The 18,178-nt window shown below is 61.0% G+C and carries 16 protein-coding genes; 3 read left to right on the top strand and 13 right to left on the bottom strand.

Going from position 1 to position 18,178, the window contains the following annotated elements; translation table 11 throughout:
• Positions 1 to 80: 80 nt before the first annotated feature.
• The 11 genes from paaE to paaF form a co-directional block, all read right to left on the bottom strand.
• The gene (paaE, locus tag OH720_RS23025) at positions 81 to 1,157 is read right to left on the bottom strand and encodes a 1,2-phenylacetyl-CoA epoxidase subunit PaaE (RefSeq protein ID WP_272603021.1); all 1,077 of its coding nucleotides are present in this window, start codon (positions 1,155 to 1,157) and stop codon (positions 81 to 83) included.
• Positions 1,158 to 1,188: 31 nt separating this feature from the next.
• Positions 1,189 to 1,722, bottom strand: a complete 534-nt coding sequence (paaD, locus tag OH720_RS23020; protein ID WP_272603020.1) for a 1,2-phenylacetyl-CoA epoxidase subunit PaaD — start codon at positions 1,720 to 1,722, stop codon at positions 1,189 to 1,191.
• Complete coding sequence (gene paaC / locus OH720_RS23015) at positions 1,709 to 2,470, bottom strand: 1,2-phenylacetyl-CoA epoxidase subunit PaaC (protein ID WP_180203632.1); 762 nt, start codon at positions 2,468 to 2,470, stop codon at positions 1,709 to 1,711. Before paaC ends, paaD begins: the two co-directional genes overlap by 14 nt.
• Before the next feature lie 8 nt (positions 2,471 to 2,478).
• Complete coding sequence (paaB, locus tag OH720_RS23010; protein WP_007943393.1) at positions 2,479 to 2,760, bottom strand: 1,2-phenylacetyl-CoA epoxidase subunit PaaB; 282 nt, start codon at positions 2,758 to 2,760, stop codon at positions 2,479 to 2,481.
• Positions 2,761 to 2,788: 28 nt separating this feature from the next.
• Positions 2,789 to 3,778 carry a 1,2-phenylacetyl-CoA epoxidase subunit PaaA gene (gene paaA, locus OH720_RS23005; RefSeq protein WP_272603019.1) on the bottom strand — a complete coding sequence of 330 codons (990 nt, stop codon included), beginning with the start codon at positions 3,776 to 3,778 and terminating at the stop codon, positions 2,789 to 2,791.
• A gap of 691 nt (positions 3,779 to 4,469) precedes the next feature.
• On the bottom strand, positions 4,470 to 5,795 hold the full coding sequence (paaK, locus tag OH720_RS23000; RefSeq protein ID WP_272603018.1) for a phenylacetate--CoA ligase PaaK: 1,326 nt from the start codon (positions 5,793 to 5,795) through the stop codon (positions 4,470 to 4,472).
• A gap of 99 nt (positions 5,796 to 5,894) precedes the next feature.
• Positions 5,895 to 7,106, bottom strand: coding sequence for a 3-oxoadipyl-CoA thiolase (gene pcaF / locus OH720_RS22995; RefSeq protein WP_272603017.1), 1,212 nt, complete (start codon positions 7,104 to 7,106; stop codon positions 5,895 to 5,897).
• A complete protein-coding gene (gene paaI, locus OH720_RS22990; protein WP_272603016.1) occupies positions 7,099 to 7,548 on the bottom strand; it encodes a hydroxyphenylacetyl-CoA thioesterase PaaI in 450 nt (149 codons plus the stop codon). The genes pcaF and paaI overlap by 8 nt, the downstream gene beginning before the upstream one ends.
• On the bottom strand, positions 7,541 to 9,058 hold the full coding sequence (paaH, locus tag OH720_RS22985) for a 3-hydroxyacyl-CoA dehydrogenase PaaH (RefSeq protein ID WP_272603015.1): 1,518 nt from the start codon (positions 9,056 to 9,058) through the stop codon (positions 7,541 to 7,543). The genes paaI and paaH overlap by 8 nt, the downstream gene beginning before the upstream one ends.
• A 3-nt stretch (positions 9,059 to 9,061) precedes the next feature.
• Positions 9,062 to 9,853, bottom strand: coding sequence for a 2-(1,2-epoxy-1,2-dihydrophenyl)acetyl-CoA isomerase PaaG (paaG, locus tag OH720_RS22980; protein ID WP_272603014.1), 792 nt, complete (start codon positions 9,851 to 9,853; stop codon positions 9,062 to 9,064).
• 34 nt (positions 9,854 to 9,887) lie between these two features.
• On the bottom strand, positions 9,888 to 10,661 hold the full coding sequence (gene paaF / locus OH720_RS22975; RefSeq protein ID WP_272603013.1) for a 2,3-dehydroadipyl-CoA hydratase PaaF: 774 nt from the start codon (positions 10,659 to 10,661) through the stop codon (positions 9,888 to 9,890).
• A 348-nt stretch (positions 10,662 to 11,009) separates the two neighbouring features.
• Between paaF and paaY the strand changes: the two genes are divergently transcribed.
• The 3 genes from paaY to feaR all read left to right on the top strand — a co-directional run bounded on the left by paaY (position 11,010) and on the right by feaR (position 13,681).
• The gene (gene paaY, locus OH720_RS22970; protein ID WP_272603012.1) at positions 11,010 to 11,609 is read left to right on the top strand and encodes a phenylacetic acid degradation protein PaaY; all 600 of its coding nucleotides are present in this window, start codon (positions 11,010 to 11,012) and stop codon (positions 11,607 to 11,609) included.
• A gap of 149 nt (positions 11,610 to 11,758) precedes the next feature.
• On the top strand, positions 11,759 to 12,682 hold the full coding sequence (gene paaX, locus OH720_RS22965) for a phenylacetic acid degradation operon negative regulatory protein PaaX (RefSeq protein ID WP_008056265.1): 924 nt from the start codon (positions 11,759 to 11,761) through the stop codon (positions 12,680 to 12,682).
• 84 nt (positions 12,683 to 12,766) lie between these two features.
• Positions 12,767 to 13,681: a transcriptional regulator FeaR gene (gene feaR / locus OH720_RS22960; protein WP_272603011.1), complete on the top strand. Its 915-nt coding sequence runs from the start codon at positions 12,767 to 12,769 to the stop codon at positions 13,679 to 13,681.
• A gap of 141 nt (positions 13,682 to 13,822) precedes the next feature.
• Here the strand turns inward: feaR and tynA are convergent, their stop codons facing one another.
• Together tynA and OH720_RS22950 are read right to left on the bottom strand one after the other, a co-directional pair.
• Entirely contained in the window at positions 13,823 to 16,111 is a 2,289-nt protein-coding gene (tynA, locus tag OH720_RS22955) for a primary-amine oxidase (RefSeq protein WP_272603010.1), read from the bottom strand.
• A 904-nt stretch (positions 16,112 to 17,015) separates the two neighbouring features.
• Positions 17,016 to 18,032, bottom strand: a complete 1,017-nt coding sequence (locus OH720_RS22950; RefSeq protein WP_272603009.1) for an RHS repeat-associated core domain-containing protein — start codon at positions 18,030 to 18,032, stop codon at positions 17,016 to 17,018.
• Positions 18,033 to 18,178 lie beyond the last annotated feature (146 nt).

Raw genomic sequence — 18,178 nt, 5'->3', positions numbered from 1 at the left:
CTGATGGCCTCATCGCGGGCAAGTCGAATCGTCGCACCGCCGCTCCCACAGGGTTTTGTGTAAGTCCGGTAGATCGGATATCAGAGCTGATCGAAATCCAGTACCACCTTGTCGGTGATCGGGAAGGCCTGGCACGACAGCACATAGCCGGCGGCCACTTCGTAGTCTTCCAGGGCGTGGTTGCTGTCCATTTCCACTTCGCCTTCGATGACCTTGCATTTGCACGTCGAGCACACGCCGGCCTTGCACGAGTAGGGCAGTTCGGCGCCCTGGGCGTTGCCGGCATCGAGGATGCTCTGGCTGTTGCGCGGCAGGTCGAAGGCCAGGGCACGGCCATCGCTGATCACGGTGATCTGGCTGACCGCCGCATCCACCTGGCGGGCGGCTTCGCGGGCTTCACGTTTCTGCTGGCTGCCGGCGGCGGCGAACAGTTCGAAATGAATGCGTGCAGGCTCCATGCCCTTGGCCTTGAGGCTGTCGCGCACGGTCTCGGTCATTTCCTGCGGGCCGCAGATGAAGGCGGCGTCGAGGGTCTTGACGTCGAGCCAGCGGCTGAACAGCTGCTCGCATTTCTCGGCGTTGATCCGGCCGTTGTACAGGTCCACATCCTGCTGCTCGCGGCTGAACACGAAGATCAGGTTCAGGCGTTGCAGGTAGCGGTTCTTCAAGTCTTCCAGCTGCTCGCGGAACAGGGCGCCGGAGCTGGAGCGGTTGCCGTACAGCAGGGTGACGCGGCTGCTGGGCTCGGTTTCCAGGGTGGTCTTGATGATCGACAGGATCGGCGTGATGCCGCTGCCGGCCGCGACCGCCAGGTAGTTGCCGTGGCGAGCAGGGTCGAGTTCCACGCTGAAATGCCCGGCTGGCGGCATCACTTCCAGGCTGTGCCCGGCCTTCAGCTGCTCGTTGGCAAACGCGGAAAAGCGTCCACCGGCCACGCGCTTGATCGCCACGCGCAGTTCACCGTCGTTGACCCCGGTGCAGATCGAGTAGGAGCGGCGCACTTCTTCGCCGTCCAGCTGGGTGCGCATCACCAGGTGCTGGCCCTGGGTGTAATGAAAGCTGTCTTGCAGGTGCTGCGGAATCTCGAAGGCGATGGACACCGCGTCACGGGTCTCGGTGCGCACGTCCTTGATGGTCAGGCTGTGAAATTTGCTCATTGTTGTTCTCCAGCTGGACGGCCGATGCCGCTCAGATGCACTTGAAATAGTCGAACGGTTCCCGGCAATCGACGCAGCGATACAGCGCCTTGCACGCGGTGGAGCCAAACTCGCTGAGCACCTCGGTGTGGACGCTGCCGCATTGCGGGCAGGCGATCACCGGGCTCTCACCGAGCAGGCTGCGTTTGCTGGTGCTGCCCTCGGGCGGCGCAATGCCGTAGGCGCGCAGGCGTTCGCGGCCGCTGTCAGTGATCCAGTCTGTGGTCCAGGCCGGGGTCAGGCGGCGTTCCAGGTTTGGCGCCTGGAAACCGGCCTGCTCCAGCGCCTCACGAATATCGCCCTCGATCACTTCGGTGGCGGGGCAGCCGGAGTAGGTCGGCGTGACCACCACGTGCAAGTGCCCGGCCTGCCAATCGAGATCGCGGACAATCCCCAGGTCAACCACGCTGACCACCGGCACTTCCGGGTCCATGACTTGCGACAGGATCGCCCAGGCGGCGGTTAAGTCGCTCGGTTGAACCGGCCGGGCGCCCTGGTCGCTGGCGATCAGCTCACCAGGTTGCATCGGGGTACGCTCGTGGCAGGAACTGCATTTCGGCCAGCAGGATCCCTAAGTGCTCGGTGTGCAGGCCCTTGCGTGCGTTCAGGTAGAAATAGCTTGGCGCGGCCGGCACGGGCAGGGTGGCGCTGGCGAAAATCTGGTTGACCTTGGCTTGCCATTGCGCCGCCACGCTGGCGATGTCCGGGGTGATGCCGGCTTCGCACAGGCGCTGTTCGCTGTCATCGGCGGCGATCAGTTCAACGGTGAAACGCCAGACTTCGGGAATGGCCGCGAGCATGCGCTTGTGGCTTTCCTCGGTGCCGTCGCCCAGGCGCTCGACCCACTCGCCGGAGCGGCGCAGGTGATAGGTGACTTCCTTCACTGCTTTGGCGGCGATCCCGGCAATGCGTTCGTCGCTGGACTGGCTCAGGCCCTGGAGGACTGGCAGGTGCCAGGCGTCATACAGGAATTGCTTGAGGATGGTCACCGCGTAGTCGCCGTTGGGTTGTTCCACCAGCAGCAGGTTGCGGTAGGCGCGTTCGTCGCGGCGGAACGCCAGGTCATCGGCGTCGCGGCCGTCGTCCAGCAGCTCGGCGGCGTAATCCAGCCAGTTGCGCGCCTGGCCCACCAGGTCGAGGCCGACGTTCATCAGCGCCAGCTCTTCTTCCAGTGCCGGGGCCTTGCCGCACCACTGGCACAGGCGCTGGCCCTGGATCAGGGCGCTGTCGCCCAGGCGCAGCAGGTATTCGATCAGATCGGTCTTGTTATTCATGGTCGACCTCACATGTGCCCGACTTCGGCCGGCAGCTCGTAGAAGCTGGCATGGCGGTAGACCTTGTCGTCCGACGGGTCGAACAGCGGGTCTTTTTCATCCGGCGACGAGGCGGTGATCAGCGCTGATGGCACGACCCACAGGCTCACGCCTTCGCTGCGACGGGTGTAGAGCTCGCGCGCGTTCTCGATGGCCATGGTGGTGTCGGCGGCATGCACGCTGCCGACGTGTTTGTGGTTGAGGCCGTGCTTGCTGCGCACGAAGACTTCGAAGAGGGTCCACTCGGACATTTCAATTACTCCACATCAGGTGGCCGAATCAGGCGGCGTTCTTGTTTTGTTTTTTGCGGGCGTGGGCGACGGCGGCTTCACGGACCCAGGCACCGTCTTCAATCGCCTTGCGGCGGGTGGCGACGCGTTCCTGGTTGCACGGGCCGTTGCCCTTGAGCACTTCGTAGAATTCGTCCCACTGGATCTGGCCGAAGTCGTAGTGGCCGGTTTCGGCGTTCCACTTCAGGTCCGGGTCAGGGCAGGTGCAGCCCAGCAGTTCCAGCTGCGGGATGGTCTGGTCGATGAAGCGCTGGCGCAGTTCGTCGTTGCTCTGGCGCTTGATCTTCCAGGCCATGGATTGCGCGCTGTTCGGCGAGTGTTCGTCGCTCGGGCCGAACATCATCAGCGACGGCCACCACAGGCGGTTGATCGCGTCCTGGACCATATCTTTTTGCACCTGGGTACCGTGACGCATCATGGTCAGGAGGATTTCGTAGCCCTGGCGCTGGTGGAAGCTCTCTTCCTTGCAGATGCGGATCATCGCCCGCGAGTACGGACCGTAGGAGGTGCGCTGCAGCACCACCTGGTTGACGATCGCCGCGCCATCCACCAGCCAGCCCACCGCGCCCATGTCGGCCCAGTTCAGCGTCGGGTAATTGAAGATGCTCGAATACTTGGCCTTGCCGCTGTGCAACTTGGCGATCTCTTCATCGCGGTCGGCACCCAGGGTTTCCATGGCGCTGTACAGGTACAGGCCGTGACCGGCTTCGTCCTGGATCTTGGCCATCAATTGCAGTTTGCGCTTGAGGCTTGGTGCACGGGTGACCCAGTTGCCTTCCGGGAGCATGCCGACGATTTCCGAGTGGGCGTGCTGGGAAATCTGCCGGATCAGGGTTTGCCGGTAGGCATCTGGCATCCAGTTCTTGGCTTCGATCTTGATTTCCGAATCGATTTTTTCCTGGAAGGCGCGCTCCTCATCGGACATCTCCGAGAGGTCTTTGATGCGCTTTACGCCTGTTTCTACGAGCTGTGCGTACATGGGGGTCTCCCGCCGTGAATCTGTTCGAGGGCATGGAGAACTTTATAAGCGATACAGAAATTAATATCAAACGGAAAATGACGTGTCGTATTTGTTTTTGTATCGCTTTGGGATGAGTGGTGGTTTTGGGGGGTAGGGAGGTCGGCGTACATATCCATTTCTTCGGTAACGGCCGCCTATGGTTTCGCCCTTACGGCGACTCACTTTTTTTTCAAACGCCAAAAAAAAGTAAGCAAAAAAAGGCTCGCCCCGAGCGTCCGGCCCCTCGCTGGGGCTCGGCGTTCCTTCGCTCCGGCATTCATCCGGGGGCATCGCCCTCCGGTTGGCTTCGCTGGCACCTACATGCGATGTGTTCGACTGCGTCGAACGGCGCTGCGCGCCAATCCCCGGATGAACACCTCCACTCAGCCTCCCGAAGGGGCGGGTGGATCAAGATCAAAAGCAGGCGAGGCGAGCTGACACTCGACCTGTTTGGTGGGTGTACGCTGTTCCCTGCGAACGCGCGTACCTGTGGGAGCTGGCTTGTCGGGTCGCCGCATCGCAGCGATGGCGGCCTGACAGCCGACCTGATTTGCGCGGATGTACCCAATCCAATTGTGGGAGCGAGCCTGCTCGCGATGGACCTGAGATCGCCGCGCAGAAAAAGGCAAAAAAAAGCCCCGCATCAGCGGGGCTCAAAGGGGTGCAGCAGTCATGCTTTAGGGCGTTTATCCACTACGTGGCAGGCTTTGCCCTCGGAACGCTTGATCGAATGGAAAGGCTGCAGGACGATCCGCGAACTGATCCCGATGTAGGTCTTGATGTGCTTGCTCAGCTCGCCACACACAGCCTTCTGCTGTTCGTCGCTCAGGTGCTGATGCTCGGCCTTGAGCTCCACGTGCACATCAACGCTGTCCAGGTTGCCATTGCGATACAGATGGATCTCGTAGCACTCGGAAAGCTGTTTGATTTTCAGTACCTGCTCCTCGATCTGCGTCGGGAACACGTTCACCCCGCGGATGATCAGCATGTCATCGCTGCGCCCGGTGATCTTGTCGATACGCCGCATCGGCCGCGCGGTGCCTGGCAGCAGGCGCGTCAGGTCGCGGGTGCGGTAGCGGATCATCGGCAGGGCTTCTTTGCTCAGGGAGGTGAACACCAGTTCGCCCATCTGACCGTCCGGCAGCACTTCGCCGGTGACCGGGTCGATGATTTCCGGGTAGAAGTGGTCTTCCCAGATGGTCGGGCCGTCCTTGGTCTCGGCACATTCCATGGCGACGCCCGGGCCCATGATTTCCGAGAGGCCGTAGATGTCCAGGGCGGTGATGCCCATGCGCGCCTCGATGGCGCTGCGCAGCTCGGCGGTCCAGGGCTCGGCGCCGAAGATGCCCAGGCGCAGGGCCAGTTTGTGCGGGTCGATGCCCTGGCGCTCGATCTCGTCGGCGATGTTGAGCATGTAGGACGGCGTGACCATGATGATGTCCGGCTGGAAATCCTTGATCAGCTGCACTTGTTTTTCAGTCTGGCCGCCGGACATCGGGATCACCGTGCAACCCAGGCGTTCGGCACCGTAGTGCGCGCCCAGGCCGCCGGTGAACAGGCCGTAGCCGTAGGAGATGTGCACCTTGTCGCCACGTCGGCCACCCGCTGCGCGAATCGAGCGTGCAACCACGTTGGCCCAGGTGTCGATGTCGTTCTGGGTGTAGCCGACGACGGTCGGTTTGCCGGTGGTGCCGCTGGACGCGTGCAGGCGCACCACGTCGTGCATCGGCACGGCGAACATGCCGTAGGGGTAGTTGTCACGCAGGTCGGACTTGGTGGTGAAGGGGAATTTCGCCAGGTCGTCGAGGGACTTGATGTCGTCGGGGTGCACGCCCAGCGCATCGAAGCGCTGACGGTACAGCGGCACATTCTTGTAGGCGTGGTTCAGGCTCCAGCGCAGGCGCTCCAGCTGATGCTGGCGCAGCTCGTCGATGCTGGCGGTTTCCAGCGGGTCCAGCACGGGATCCAGCACGGTTTGGGCAATTGGCATGTTCATGTGTTCACTCGAATTGTTTTTGTGTTCCGGCCCCTGCATGCAGGGGCTTTGAGTGCATGCCCCAAGGATACCTCTCGGCTCCCCGGGAATCGCGATTCTTTAGTGGGATAGACGCTCGATGATCAGCGCGATCCCTTGGCCGACACCGATGCACATGGTGCACAGGGCATAGCGGCCATTGCGTTCCTCAAGCTCATGCAGGGCGGTGGTGACCAGGCGAGCGCCGCTCATGCCCAGCGGATGGCCCAGGGCGATAGCGCCGCCGTTGGGGTTGACCCGTGGGTCGGTGTCGCTCAAGCCCAGTTCGCGCAGTACCGCCAGGCCCTGCGCGGCAAAGGCTTCGTTGAGCTCGATCACGTCCATGTCCGCCAGGCTCAGGTTTGCAACCTCCAGTACCTTGCGGGTGGCCGGCACCGGGCCGATGCCCATGATGCGCGGCTCGACGCCAGCGGTCGCCATCGCCACCACCCGACCGCGGGCGGTCAGGCCGTGACGTTTGGCCATTTCGGGGCTTGCCAGCAGCAGGGCGCAGGCACCGTCGTTGACGCCCGAGGCGTTGCCGGCCGTGATGCTGCCGCCTTCACGGAACGGCGTGCCCAGTTTGGCCAGTTGCTCAAGGGTGGTGTCGCCGCGCGGGTGCTCATCGTGCTCGACCACTTTTGCCGGGCCTTTGCGCTGGGGAATTTCCACCGCGACGATTTCTTTCGCCAGGCGTCCGTTGGCCTGGGCAGCGGCAGCGCGTTGCTGGCTGCGCAGGGCGAAGGCGTCCTGGTCGACCCGGGAGATGTTGAACTGTTCGGCGACGTTCTCTGCCGTTTCCGGCATGGAATCGATGCCATAGGTCTTTTTCATCAGCGGATTGACGAAGCGCCAGCCGATGGTGGTGTCGAAAATCTCGGCGGCACGGGAAAACGCCTGTTCGGCCTTGCCCATCACCAGGGGCGCGCGGGACATCGACTCGACGCCTCCGACCAGCATCAACCCGGTTTCGCCACTGCGAATCGCCCGCGCCGCCGTACCGACCGCGTCCAGCCCGGAGCCGCACAGGCGATTGAGGGTGGTGCCGGGCACGCTGACCGGCAAACCGGCCAGCAGCGCCGACATGCGCGCGACGTTGCGGTTGTCTTCGCCGGCCTGGTTGGCGCAGCCGTAGATCACATCGTCCACCGTGTTCCAGTCGACTTGCGGGTGACGGCGCAGCAGTTCGCGCAGCGGCACCGCGCCGAGGTCGTCGGCGCGCACGCTGCTCAGCACTCCGGCGTAGCGGCCGATGGGGGTGCGTACGGCGTCGATGATCAGGGCGTCATTCATTTGGGGTCTCCTGTGCCAGCACCGAGCCGCGCACTTTGTAGGACTTGCCGTGGAACAGGGCGATCAACTGGCCCTGCTGGTTTTCAATGCGTACGTCGTAGTTGCCGGTGCGGCCGGAGCGGCTTTGCTCGATGCAATCGGCATTGAGCGTGTCGCCCAGGCGCGCCGGGGCGATGTAGTCGATGCTGCAGCCGATGGCCACGGTGGCTTCGTTGTAGCTGTTGCAGGCAAAGGCGAACGCCGAGTCGGCGAGGGCGAACAGGTAGCCGCCGTGGCAGGTGCCGTGGCCCTGGACCATGTCCGCGCGCACGGTCATGCCCACGCGAGCGGAGCCTGGGCCGGCGGACAGCAGGCGCATGCCCATGGCCTGGCTGGCGTTGTCGCGTTGGAACAAGGCTTGGGCGCAGTCGCTGGCCAGGTTCATCGCTTCATGGTTAGTCATGGAAGTTTCTCCCTTCGGCCACGCGACGGCGCAGCAGCAGCGATGGCCGGTAGCGTTCTTCTCCGTACGCGGCTTGCAGGTTGTCCAGCGTGCTGAGGATGTGCGGCAGGCCCACGGCGTCGGCCCAGCCCAGCGGGCCTTGGGGATAATTGACCCCGGCGCGCATCGCCAGGTCGATGTCGGCAGCCGAGGCCACGCCTTGCAACAGGGCGTCGGCGGCCTCGTTGGCGAGCATCGCCACGGTGCGCAGGACGGCGAGGGCCGGGCTGTCGCTGAGCAGGCTGACCTTGAGCCCGGCCCGTTGCAGCAGGGCGACGCCTTGTTCCAGTGCCTGCGGATCAATGCCTGCCGCACAGCTGAGCGCGATGCGTTGGGCCTTGGCGTAATCGTGGGCCAGATCCAACAGAATCAGGTTACGCAGTCCGTCTTCACGAGCGCGCTGGCAGGCCATGCGGCCGTCGCTCAGGGCCAGCACTGCATCACCGACCCGCAGCAAGCCGCGGCCATCGCGTTGCAAAACTTCGACGCCTTGCTCGCGCAGGCGCTCAAGCAGGCTTCGGGCGATGCCCAAATCACCTTCGGCAACGCAAACATCGACGGTCGCCGCACTGCTGATTTCAGCCGCTTGCGGGCGTTCAGCGCCTTGGGCGTAGCTATAGAAACCCTGTCCGCTCTTGCGCCCCAGTCGTCCACCGTCCACCAGCTCTTTCTGGATAAGCGATGGCTGGAAGCGGGTGTCCTGGTAGTAGGCGTCGAACACCGAACAAGTCACGGCATAGTTAACGTCATGGCCGATCAGGTCGGTGAGCTCGAAGGCGCCCATGGCAAAACCACCGGCCTCGCGCATCAGCGCATCCAGGGTCGGGCAAGCGGCGGCGCCTTCCTGCAACAGGCGCAGGCTTTCGGCGTAGAACGGCCGGGCCACGCGGTTGACGATGAAACCTGGCGTGGAGCGGGTGTGTACCGGTTTCTTGCCCCAGGCCTTGGCGGTGTCGTACAGGCACTCGGCCAAAGCCGGATCGCTGGCCAGGCCCGAGACGATTTCCACCAGCGCCATGACCGGCGCCGGGTTGAAGAAGTGCAGGCCGAGCAGGCGTTGCGGGTGTTGCAGCTGTGCAGCAATGCTGGTGATCGACAGCGACGAAGTGTTGCTCGCCAGGATGCACTGCGCGCTGCAGATGCCTTCCAGCTGGCGGAACAACGCGCGCTTGACCTCAAGGTTCTCGACGATGGCTTCGATGATCAGATCGCAATCGGCCAGGGCTTCAATGGCTTCCACGGCCTGCAAACGGGCGATGGTTGCGCTGCGCGAATCGGCGGACAGCTTGCCGTTTTCGACCCGTTTGCCCAGTTGCCGGTCGATGCCTTCAATGGCCTGGGCGGCAGCGCCGGGGCGATTGTCCAGCAGTTGCACCGGATGCCCGGCCTGAGCCGCGACCTGGGCAATGCCGGCGCCCATGGCACCGGCGCCGATTACGGCGATGCGTGCAGAAGTGTTCAATGCGCTCATGACTCAGCGTCCCTTGAAGCTTGGGGTGCGTTTTTCCATGAAGGCGCCGACTCCTTCGCGGTAATCCTCGCTGCGCCCGGCCAGGCGTTGCAGGTCTCGCTCCAGTTCCAGCTGTTCATCAAAGCTGTTTCTCATGCTGGCGTTCAGGCTGCGTTTGATCAGCGCCAGGCCGTAGGTCGGCTGGGTGGCCAGGTGTTGTGCCAGTTTCAATGCTTCATCGCGCAGTTCGGCGTCTTCCACGCAGCGGTAGATCAAGCCCCATTGCTCGGCCTGTTCGGCGCTCAGGCGGTTGCCGAGCAGGGCCAGTGCCTTGGCGCGGGCCATGCCGACCAGGCGCGGCAGGGTCCAGGTGCCGCCGGAATCAGGGATCAGGCCGATCTTGCAGAAGGCCTGGATGAAGCTCGCCGAGCGCGCGGCCAGTACCAGGTCACAGGCCAGCGGAATGTTCGCGCCGGCACCAGCGGCCACGCCGTTGACCGCGCAAATCACCGGCATCGGCAGGTCGCGCAGTTGACGGATCAGCGGGTTGTAGAACTTCTCGATGGACTCGCCCAGATCCGGCACGGCACTGCCCGGCGCGACATTGCGATCGCTCAGATCCTGGCCGGCGCAGAAGCCGCGGCCTTCGCCGGTCAGCAGCAGAACACGCACGTCGGGGTTCTGCCGCACCTGTTTCAGCGCTTCCTTCACTTCGCCATGCATCTGGGTGTTGAAGCTGTTGAGCTGATCCGGGCGATTGAGGCTGAGCAGGGCGACGCCGGCCTCGATGGAAAACAGGATGTGTTCGAAGTTCATGGTCTTGGCGCTCTCTTGGAATTCGTAAGGCGGGTTACTGGCCGGTGAAAGTCGGCGTGCGTTTTTCCTGGAAGGCGGCAATGCCTTCATCGCGGTCGCGGGTGCCGGCCAGCACGGTGAAGGCGTGGCGCTCGAAGCGCAGGCCGCTGGCCAGGTCGGTGTCCATGGCCTTGAGCAGCGCTTCCTTGGCCAGGCGTACCGCCAGCGGGGCCTTGGCGGCGATCTGGCGGGCCACCTGCAGGGCGCGTTCGACGGTGAATTCAGGCTGGGTGACTTCGCTGACCAGGCCGGCGCGTTGGGCCTGGCGGGCGTCGATCGGCTCGCCGGTGAGCACCATCTGCATGGCCATGGATTTGCCAACGGCGCGCAGCAGGCGTTGGGTGCCACCGGCGCCGGGCATGATCCCGAGGTTGATTTCCGGCTGTCCGAAACGCGCGTCTTCACCGGCGATGATGATGTCGGTGTGCATCGCCAGTTCGCAGCCACCGCCCAGGGCGAAGCCGTTGACGGCGGCGATCAGCGGTTTGTTGAAGCGGGTGATGGCCTGCCATGAGGCCTGACGCGGGTCGTCGAGGATGCCGACCAGGTCGCGCTCGGCCATTTCCTTGATGTCGGCACCGGCGGCGAAGGCCTTGCGGCTGCCGGTCATGACCACGGCACGGGTCTCGGGGTCGGCTTGGGCGACGCTCAGTTCCTCGGCCAGTTCACCCAGCAATTGGGTGTTCAGGGCGTTCAGCGCTTGTGGGCGCTGCAGGGTAATCAGGCGTACGCCAGGCTCGATGAATTCGACGTCAAGGGTTTGAGGCATGGCGGATGCCCTCACGGTGAGCGCTCGGCGGTGATGCCGGCTTGTTATTGGATCGGCAGCAGGGGCCGGTTTTGCCGGAGTATACCTACAATGTGATACGCAAAATCAACAGCAAAGTTAATTTAATGTGTCCTATTGAAGGTGGTGTTGTTTGTTATCCGTGATATGCAGTCGCTGCGGATTGCGGGTTTGCTCCCGGTTTTATTGGGTTTTCTGGCTGTCTGCACGGCAAAAGGCAGGTCGTCGGAAAAGCTCTTTTCAAGTGATACGGTTTTTTGTCTTTGTGAATGTAAAAGCGATGTGATACAAAATAAGTCAATATTTGCATCGCTTTCGAAGGAAGCTGCCATGACCTGCTACAGCCTTGATGGCCTGACCCCGGTGGTTGACCCGAGCGCCTACGTGCACCCGTCCGCCGTGTTGATCGGTGACGTGATCATCGGCCCCCACTGCTATGTAGGGCCGCTGGCCAGCCTGCGCGGTGATTTCGGGCGGATCGTGCTGGAGAAGGGGGCCAACATTCAGGACACTTGCGTGATGCACGGCTTCCCCGACAGTGACACCGTGGTCGAACGCAACGGCCACATCGGCCACGGCGCCGTGCTGCACGGTTGCCGGATCGGCGCCGACGCGCTGGTGGGGATGAACGCGGTGGTGATGGATAACGCGCACATCGGCCCGCGGTCTTTCGTGTCGGCGGCAGCGTTCGTCAAGGCCGGGTTCGAATGCCCGGAGCAGTCGCTTGTGATGGGCGCGCCGGCCAGTGTCAAACGCATGCTCAGCGATCAGGAAGTGGCGTGGAAACAGGCGGGTACGCGTGAGTATCAAGAGCTGGCCAAGCGTTGCCTCACGCAGATGCAGGTTTGCGAGCCGTTGAGCGAGCCTGAATCGGATCGGCCGCGAATCAGCGACAGCAGCCATCGCCCCAAGGGTAATAGCACCTTGTAGGAGCCAGGCTTGCCGGCGAACCAGACGACACGGTGTTCCAGATACAACGCGTCATCGTTCTTCGCCGGCAAGCCTGGCTCCTACAAGGGATTGGGATTAACCCCATTGCTTTCGGTATATTCCTTTTCTTTTTTTAGCCCGGTACGCCCATGTCGTCCCTGACACCCTTGAACCATCTGATTACACGCTTTCAAGAGCAGACGCCGATCCGCGCCAGTTCCTTGATCATCACCCTGTACGGTGATGCCATCGAACCCCATGGCGGGACCGTCTGGCTGGGCAGCCTGATCCAGTTGCTTGAACCGATCGGCATCAACGAGCGGCTGATCCGCACCTCGATTTTCCGCCTGACCAAGGAAGGCTGGCTGACTGCCGAGAAGGTCGGTCGTCGCAGTTACTACAGCCTGACCGGCACCGGTCGCCGGCGTTTCGACAAGGCATTCAAGCGGGTCTACAGCACCAGCATGCCGGCCTGGGATGGTTCCTGGTGCCTGGTGATGTTGTCGCAACTGACCCAGGACAAGCGCAAACAAGTGCGCGAAGAGCTGGAATGGCAAGGTTTTGGTGCGATTTCGCCGGTGGTGCTGGCCTGTCCGCGCAGCGACCGCACCGATGTCAACGCGACACTGCTCGACCTTGGTGCCCAGGAAGAAACCATCGTCTTCGAAACCACCGCCCAGGACGTACTGGCCTCCAAGGCCCTGCGCCTGCAGGTGCGCGAGAGCTGGAACATCGAGGAGCTGGCGACCCACTACAGTGAGTTCATCCAGCTGTTCCGCCCGCTCTGGCAAGCACTGCGCGAACAGGAAAACCTGCAGCCGGCCGACTGCTTCCTGGCGCGGATCCTGCTTATTCACGAGTACCGCAAATTGCTGCTACGCGACCCGCAACTGCCGGACGAGTTGTTGCCCGGCGACTGGGAAGGGCGGGCGGCCCGACAGTTGTGCCGCAACATTTACCGTTTGATCTACGCCAAGGCCGAGGAATGGCTGAACAGCGCACTGGAAACCGCCGACGGACCGTTGCCGGATGTGGGCGAGAGTTTTTATCGACGCTTTGGCGGGTTGAAATAACCCGTCGACGGTAGGGAGAGTCGCTGTTCAGGAGAACCTGTTGATTGACGTAGACAATAACAATAAGCCTGCGTGAGGCCTGACATGATTTCTACAACCGCACAGCGCCAGGAAGGGTTCGATCAGTGGATCCACCAGATCAACCAGATCTGTGGCGCCTTCAACGCACAACCCCTGGGCGCCGACTTTGCCGGGCAGATTCGCGAATACCGCAGCGATGCCCTCAAGCTCAGCTTCGTCGATGCCTGCCAGGCGCGGCTGTATCGCACGCCGCAGGAAGTCGCGGCGGGCGAGGGCGGCAAGTACTTTGCCGTGTTCCAGCTCGAGGGCACCGCGGGCATGGCCCAGGGCGACGACAGGGTCCTGCTGTCCGCCGGGGACATCACCTTGATCGATGCTGCGCGGCCCAGTGATTTCACCTTCAGCGAAAACTCCCGACAATTGTCGCTGATACTGCCGTATCAAGTGGTCGAGCAGACCCTGCGCTTCAACCAGGTCAAGTGCGGCCACCGGATTGCCGCTACATCGCCCATCGCCATGCTCTCGCACCGCTTGATCCTCGATGCCACGCGCCAGCAGAACCTCAGCCGCCAGGAAAGCGAAGCGACCCTGGAGGCGATTGTCAGCCTGCTGCGCCCGGCCATCAGCCAGGGCGACGATTGCACGGATCCGCACGAGCGCACCTTCCGCAAGACCCTGAGCGTCATCGACCAGCACATCCGCAGCGAAGAGCTGTGCCCGGAATGGCTGGCGCGGGAAGTGGGCATGTCGACCCGTGGCCTGTACCGGATGTTCGCCAAGAAAGGCCTGGTGGTGGCGCGCTACATCAAGAACCGCCGGCTGGACCTGTGCGCTGAATCCCTGCGCCAATCGGGCAAGGAGCAGAAGTTGTCGGTGCTGGGGTATTCGTGGGGTTTTTCCGATTCGAGCTACTTTTCCACGGCGTTCAAATCGCGCTTCGGCATTGCGCCGGGGGAATATCGCAAGCGGCATGCCTGAGATTTCCTGAGCACCGAATAACCCTGTAGGAGCGAGCCTGCTCGCGATGGACGTCAACGATGACGCGGGCTGTCTGAGTGCCCGCGTTGTCCGGACGTTCATCGCGAGCAGGCTCGCTCCTACAGGGGGGCGTCCTGCCTTTTATTTCGGGGAGTTGAGGTTCAGCGTCGGCGTTTCATCGAAGAAGTTCCACGGCTTCAACAGCACATGTACCCACTCGGTCGGCATGATCGGCCATTCCTCGGCCCGGGCGATGTGGGTGGTGCCGGTGGTCAGCCAGACCACGTCGTCGGTGTTCTCGATGGAATGGTTGTCCTGGGTGAATTGCCCCAGCCCCGAGTCTTTGTCCGAGCGGTTCGGGTACTTGCCTTCCGGGTACTTCTCTTCCGGGTTGTATTGCGTCACCCACAGCTGCTTGTCCATGAAACTCAGGCGGTGGTACAGCCATTCGTCCGTGCCGAAGTTGGCGCCCTTGGCCACCGGATGCGTGCCACCGGCATAGGGAATCAACTGGTAGGACACCGGGTTGCCGACCTTGTTTTCCTTGCTGAGGTTGCTCAGCAGGCGAACGGTCGACGGGTCGAACTTCTGCGCCGCTTGCTGTTCGGTGCTGACCACGCGGGTTTCGGTCTGCATGGTGCTGGTGCGCGGCCCGCCACGGTCGTTGGGCAGCACCACCGGGTTCACTTCCACCAGCGAGTTGCTTTCACCGTCCACGTCCATGTCCAGGCGGAAGTTATAGATGTGCTGGTGCGTGGTGCCGACGATGTTGTGGTCGAGCAGGGTGCCGTAGCGCGTGTCTTCCTTGGCGGTTTCTTCGTGCATGGTTTTCGATTTCACGCCCTTGACCGCTTCGATGCCGGTGGCGCCGGCGTCGATGCCGATGGTGCCGTTCTGCTGGAAGACCCAGTCGAAGATGTAGTCGTAGTTGCCGACCGTGCTGATCCAGCGCACCACCAGTTCACGCCGCTCGGTGCTGAGGTTGGGCTGGCCCATTTCCTGGTGTTTGTATTCCGGACCGGCATAGCGCTCGAACACCGCCATGGCGCGCGGAATCGAGGTCGGTGCGCCAGTGTAGTCGGCGATGGTGGCGTCCAGCAGCACGGCGTTTTCCGGAGCGTCTTTGCCACGGGCGATCGGTGAGGTCAGGGTACCCATGCCGTAGTCGCCGGAATCCAGGTAAGCCTTGAAGTACCAGCCCACATCCGGGTCGCCGTAAGGCACGATCATCCCGCCCAGGGAGCCTTCGTACATGATCTTGCGCTTTTTGCCCTTGTCGTCGTAGGTGACGGTGGACAGGATCGGGCCGACCCGCGAATCGAGGCGAACGTGGAAGTCCCAGTTCTGCCAGTGAATGCTGTTGCCGGTGATGGTGTAGTTCTTGCCTTCGGGTTCGATGATTTCCAGCGGCTTGACCGCCACGCCCTTGCGCCCGCGTCCGTCGTAGGGCGTCGGTTTCATCGGGACCGGAACGAGTGCTTCGTCTTCGATCTTGATGAGTTTTTTCTGCTCCAGATCGACGATCGCCACCAGGCCCTCGATCGGGTGTGCCCAATAGTTGCCGTCATCGACATTGAGGTAGCTGACAATCTTCAGCAGGCGCTTGTCCTGGGCCAAGCCGTCCTTGCCGTCGAAGTAACCGACGGTCAGCGGCGTGGCGACGACCTTCTTCACATCGTTGATGCCACGCTTGGCCAGGGCCTGGGCGTATTCGGGGCTGGTCTCGACGGCGGTTTGCACCGTGGCGAAATCATCCAGCAGCACCATGCCGTGGGCGCCTTCGATCGGCTTCCAGGATTGCAGCGCCTTGCTGTCGAGATCCACCAGCGCTTCGATCACATGCTTGCCTTCCAGCACCACGATATTGGCCTGGCGCGGCTGGGTCACGTTTTGCCCGGTGTAGACGAAGTTCCACACCTGATCCTTCGGTGGTTCCTTGACCGATACTTCGGTGAAGCGGAAGTCGGGCTTGTAGTGCTCGGACTTCTTGATGATGTCCACTGCGGCGGTGATTTCGTCCGCCGTCAGGGGGTTGAGCGGGTTAGGGCGGGTCTCAACGACAAAGGTCGTGTCCAGGCCGGACTGGAAGACCTGGTTGATGAAGTCCTTGGACATGAACGCCGTCTTGCCCTTGAACACCACGGGCACCGTCAGCTCCATGCGCTTGCCGTTGAGCATGGCCACTTTGCTGTCCGGCTTGACCTTGAGGTAGACCCCGTCCTTGGCAATGGTGAACAGGTTCGAGTAGTCGTCCCATTTGACGCTGGCGCCAAACTCCTCGAGGCCCGCTTGCAAAGGCACCATTTCGGCGTGACCGCCGTGGGCCTGGGCATTGCCCATGGACAACGGCAGGCCGAGGGCGCTCAGGGAGATGGCCAGGGCGAGCCGGGCAAACGGTGATCTTTTGGGCGATGCTTTGGCGCTGGACATGTGTGCATTCCTGGGGGAAAAGCCGGTGGCTGGCATGCTTGCACTTTGCTACAGCCAGTCGACGCCTGCATTTGGATTCCTGCCAGATTGCTTTGACTGCCTGCCTGAATCAGCTTTCTCAATATTTTGCATAGATTGGTGTGGGAGTCATGCTTGCCTGCGATGACGCTAGGCCAAGCAAATCAAATCATCCGGTCAAACTCTATTTCAATCCTCTGCAAAGGTTGGAAGGCTTCTTGCGATAGTACTTTTCGTTACCTTATGGCGTCAAAAGTTTGAAGAAAGGGGGTGGAGCCTTAAAGGTCAAGATTCTTTCATTGAATCAATAAGTTAAGAATTAAAGGCTTACGCGGGTTGCCAGCTTGTATTGCACCACCCATAAACAAGATCCCGATCCCATGCCGGCCATCCGATTCTTACACGATACGCTCGCCCTGAGACATCCGCTGATCTTGGTCGACTGGTACCTCATTGGTGCGGCTGGAGACTTCTATTTGTTGTGCGCAGCCATCCCCCCCCCTTTGATGGGGCGTTCGTTTCCCAATTTCTGTCCGTCGGTCATCATTTGTTTTCTCTATTTTGTTGCCAGTGTCCATGTCCCTGTGGAACGGATGTAGCAAGGTACACAGATAAGACAGTGGGCATCGTCATGGCGGGGTTTTCGGGGGGATTCACTAATTGATAATGTTATTCGTAACAACTGTCAGCGCAGGCATAATTTAGGCGCAGGAGTGTAAAATTGGCCGGTAGGGATGAAGCGAAGACTGGAAAAAATTAAAGGTGCCTAGTCCTGAAACAGGTTGCAGCTATCTCAGCCTTAAAATTCCAAGTGCACTGCATCGGTTGTTTTGAGTGAGTCCAGGCACCACGTTAAATTTTTCCTATGTATAAGTCTGACCAGTTTCTACTTTTTTGTTTGTTCGCTTTTCCTGATATTAGCTGCACTAGCTGAGGGGGAGGGGCTGTTTGAGATAGAGGTTGCGGTTGTTGGTATACTTTTTTGAATAGGTGGTGATATTTTCATAGAAATCATCACTTTATGATCTATTCGCGCGAGATCAAATACGTATGAAGCGTCCAGGTTTTTCTTTGCGTTTGAGAAAAGCTTGCTCATTTTTTCTAAGTTTTGAATAGAGGGTGGCAGCCTTTTAAGCTCTTCTACCTTGGCCAGTGCTGTCTCGAATTTTTCTCTTGTCTTATTGCGGGCGTTTTTTATTATTGTATATCTGTCGAAATATAATTCGTCTGGAGGGTCTATGCCTCTGAGTGCAGGAGGGGTGTTCTCCGCTATTTCTCTAGCTGTATTTTTTGCAATTGTTTTCTTGAGGTGCTCTTTTCCGAGAGGGATTTTTGTTATGACTTCATCTATAATATCATCCACCCAGGAGTGTCCGGTGGGGTCAGTTCGATTTACAGGGTTTCCGCCGCAATACGCGTATGCATTAATTCCTCCTTTTTCAAACGGGCTAAAACTATCGGGGCTATTAAACCGCATCAATACGGGATTAAACGCCCTATACCCATTCCCCAGCAAATAACACCCGGTCACCGGATCCGGCCGTTCGCCGTTAAAACCGAGCAGGCTGAGCAACCCGCTTCCAACAGGACGGTGACCATAGGGCGAATAAGCGATGGGTTGCGGTGGATGATTGGCCTTGAGCCTGTGCAACACCGAACGCTGCTGGTCGGTGACCAGCAGCGTGGTTTCAGGTGCATCACCCTCGCTTCGTTGTTGTGCCAACAACTGTTCTTCATTCTGGACGATCGAGTAGCGAATCGCCCCCTGTATCTCGGTGGACAACCGGCTTTTGCAGTAGAAGCGCTGGCGTTCGGGGGTATCTGCTAGAACATGACTGATCAGGCGATCGAGGGGGTCGTAGTGGTAATGGCAGAGTACGGCTTCGCGCGGTGATGATGTCATGGGTGGTTACCCCCAAGGTCCGAAGTGCGGGAGCTCAGTATTGGCGCTTTTGCAAAAGTCGGGTACTAGCAGAACTGATAGGTGCGCCAGGGTTGCGTGTTCGATTGATGGGTCATTGCTGCTCTTTCCGAGATGCTCGCTCGCTG

The organism is Pseudomonas sp. WJP1, assembly GCF_028471945.1.
Taxonomy (GTDB): Bacteria; Pseudomonadota; Gammaproteobacteria; order Pseudomonadales; family Pseudomonadaceae; genus Aquipseudomonas.
Note: the sequence above shows the minus strand (reverse complement) of the source record. Positions and strands in the feature narration are given on the sequence as shown.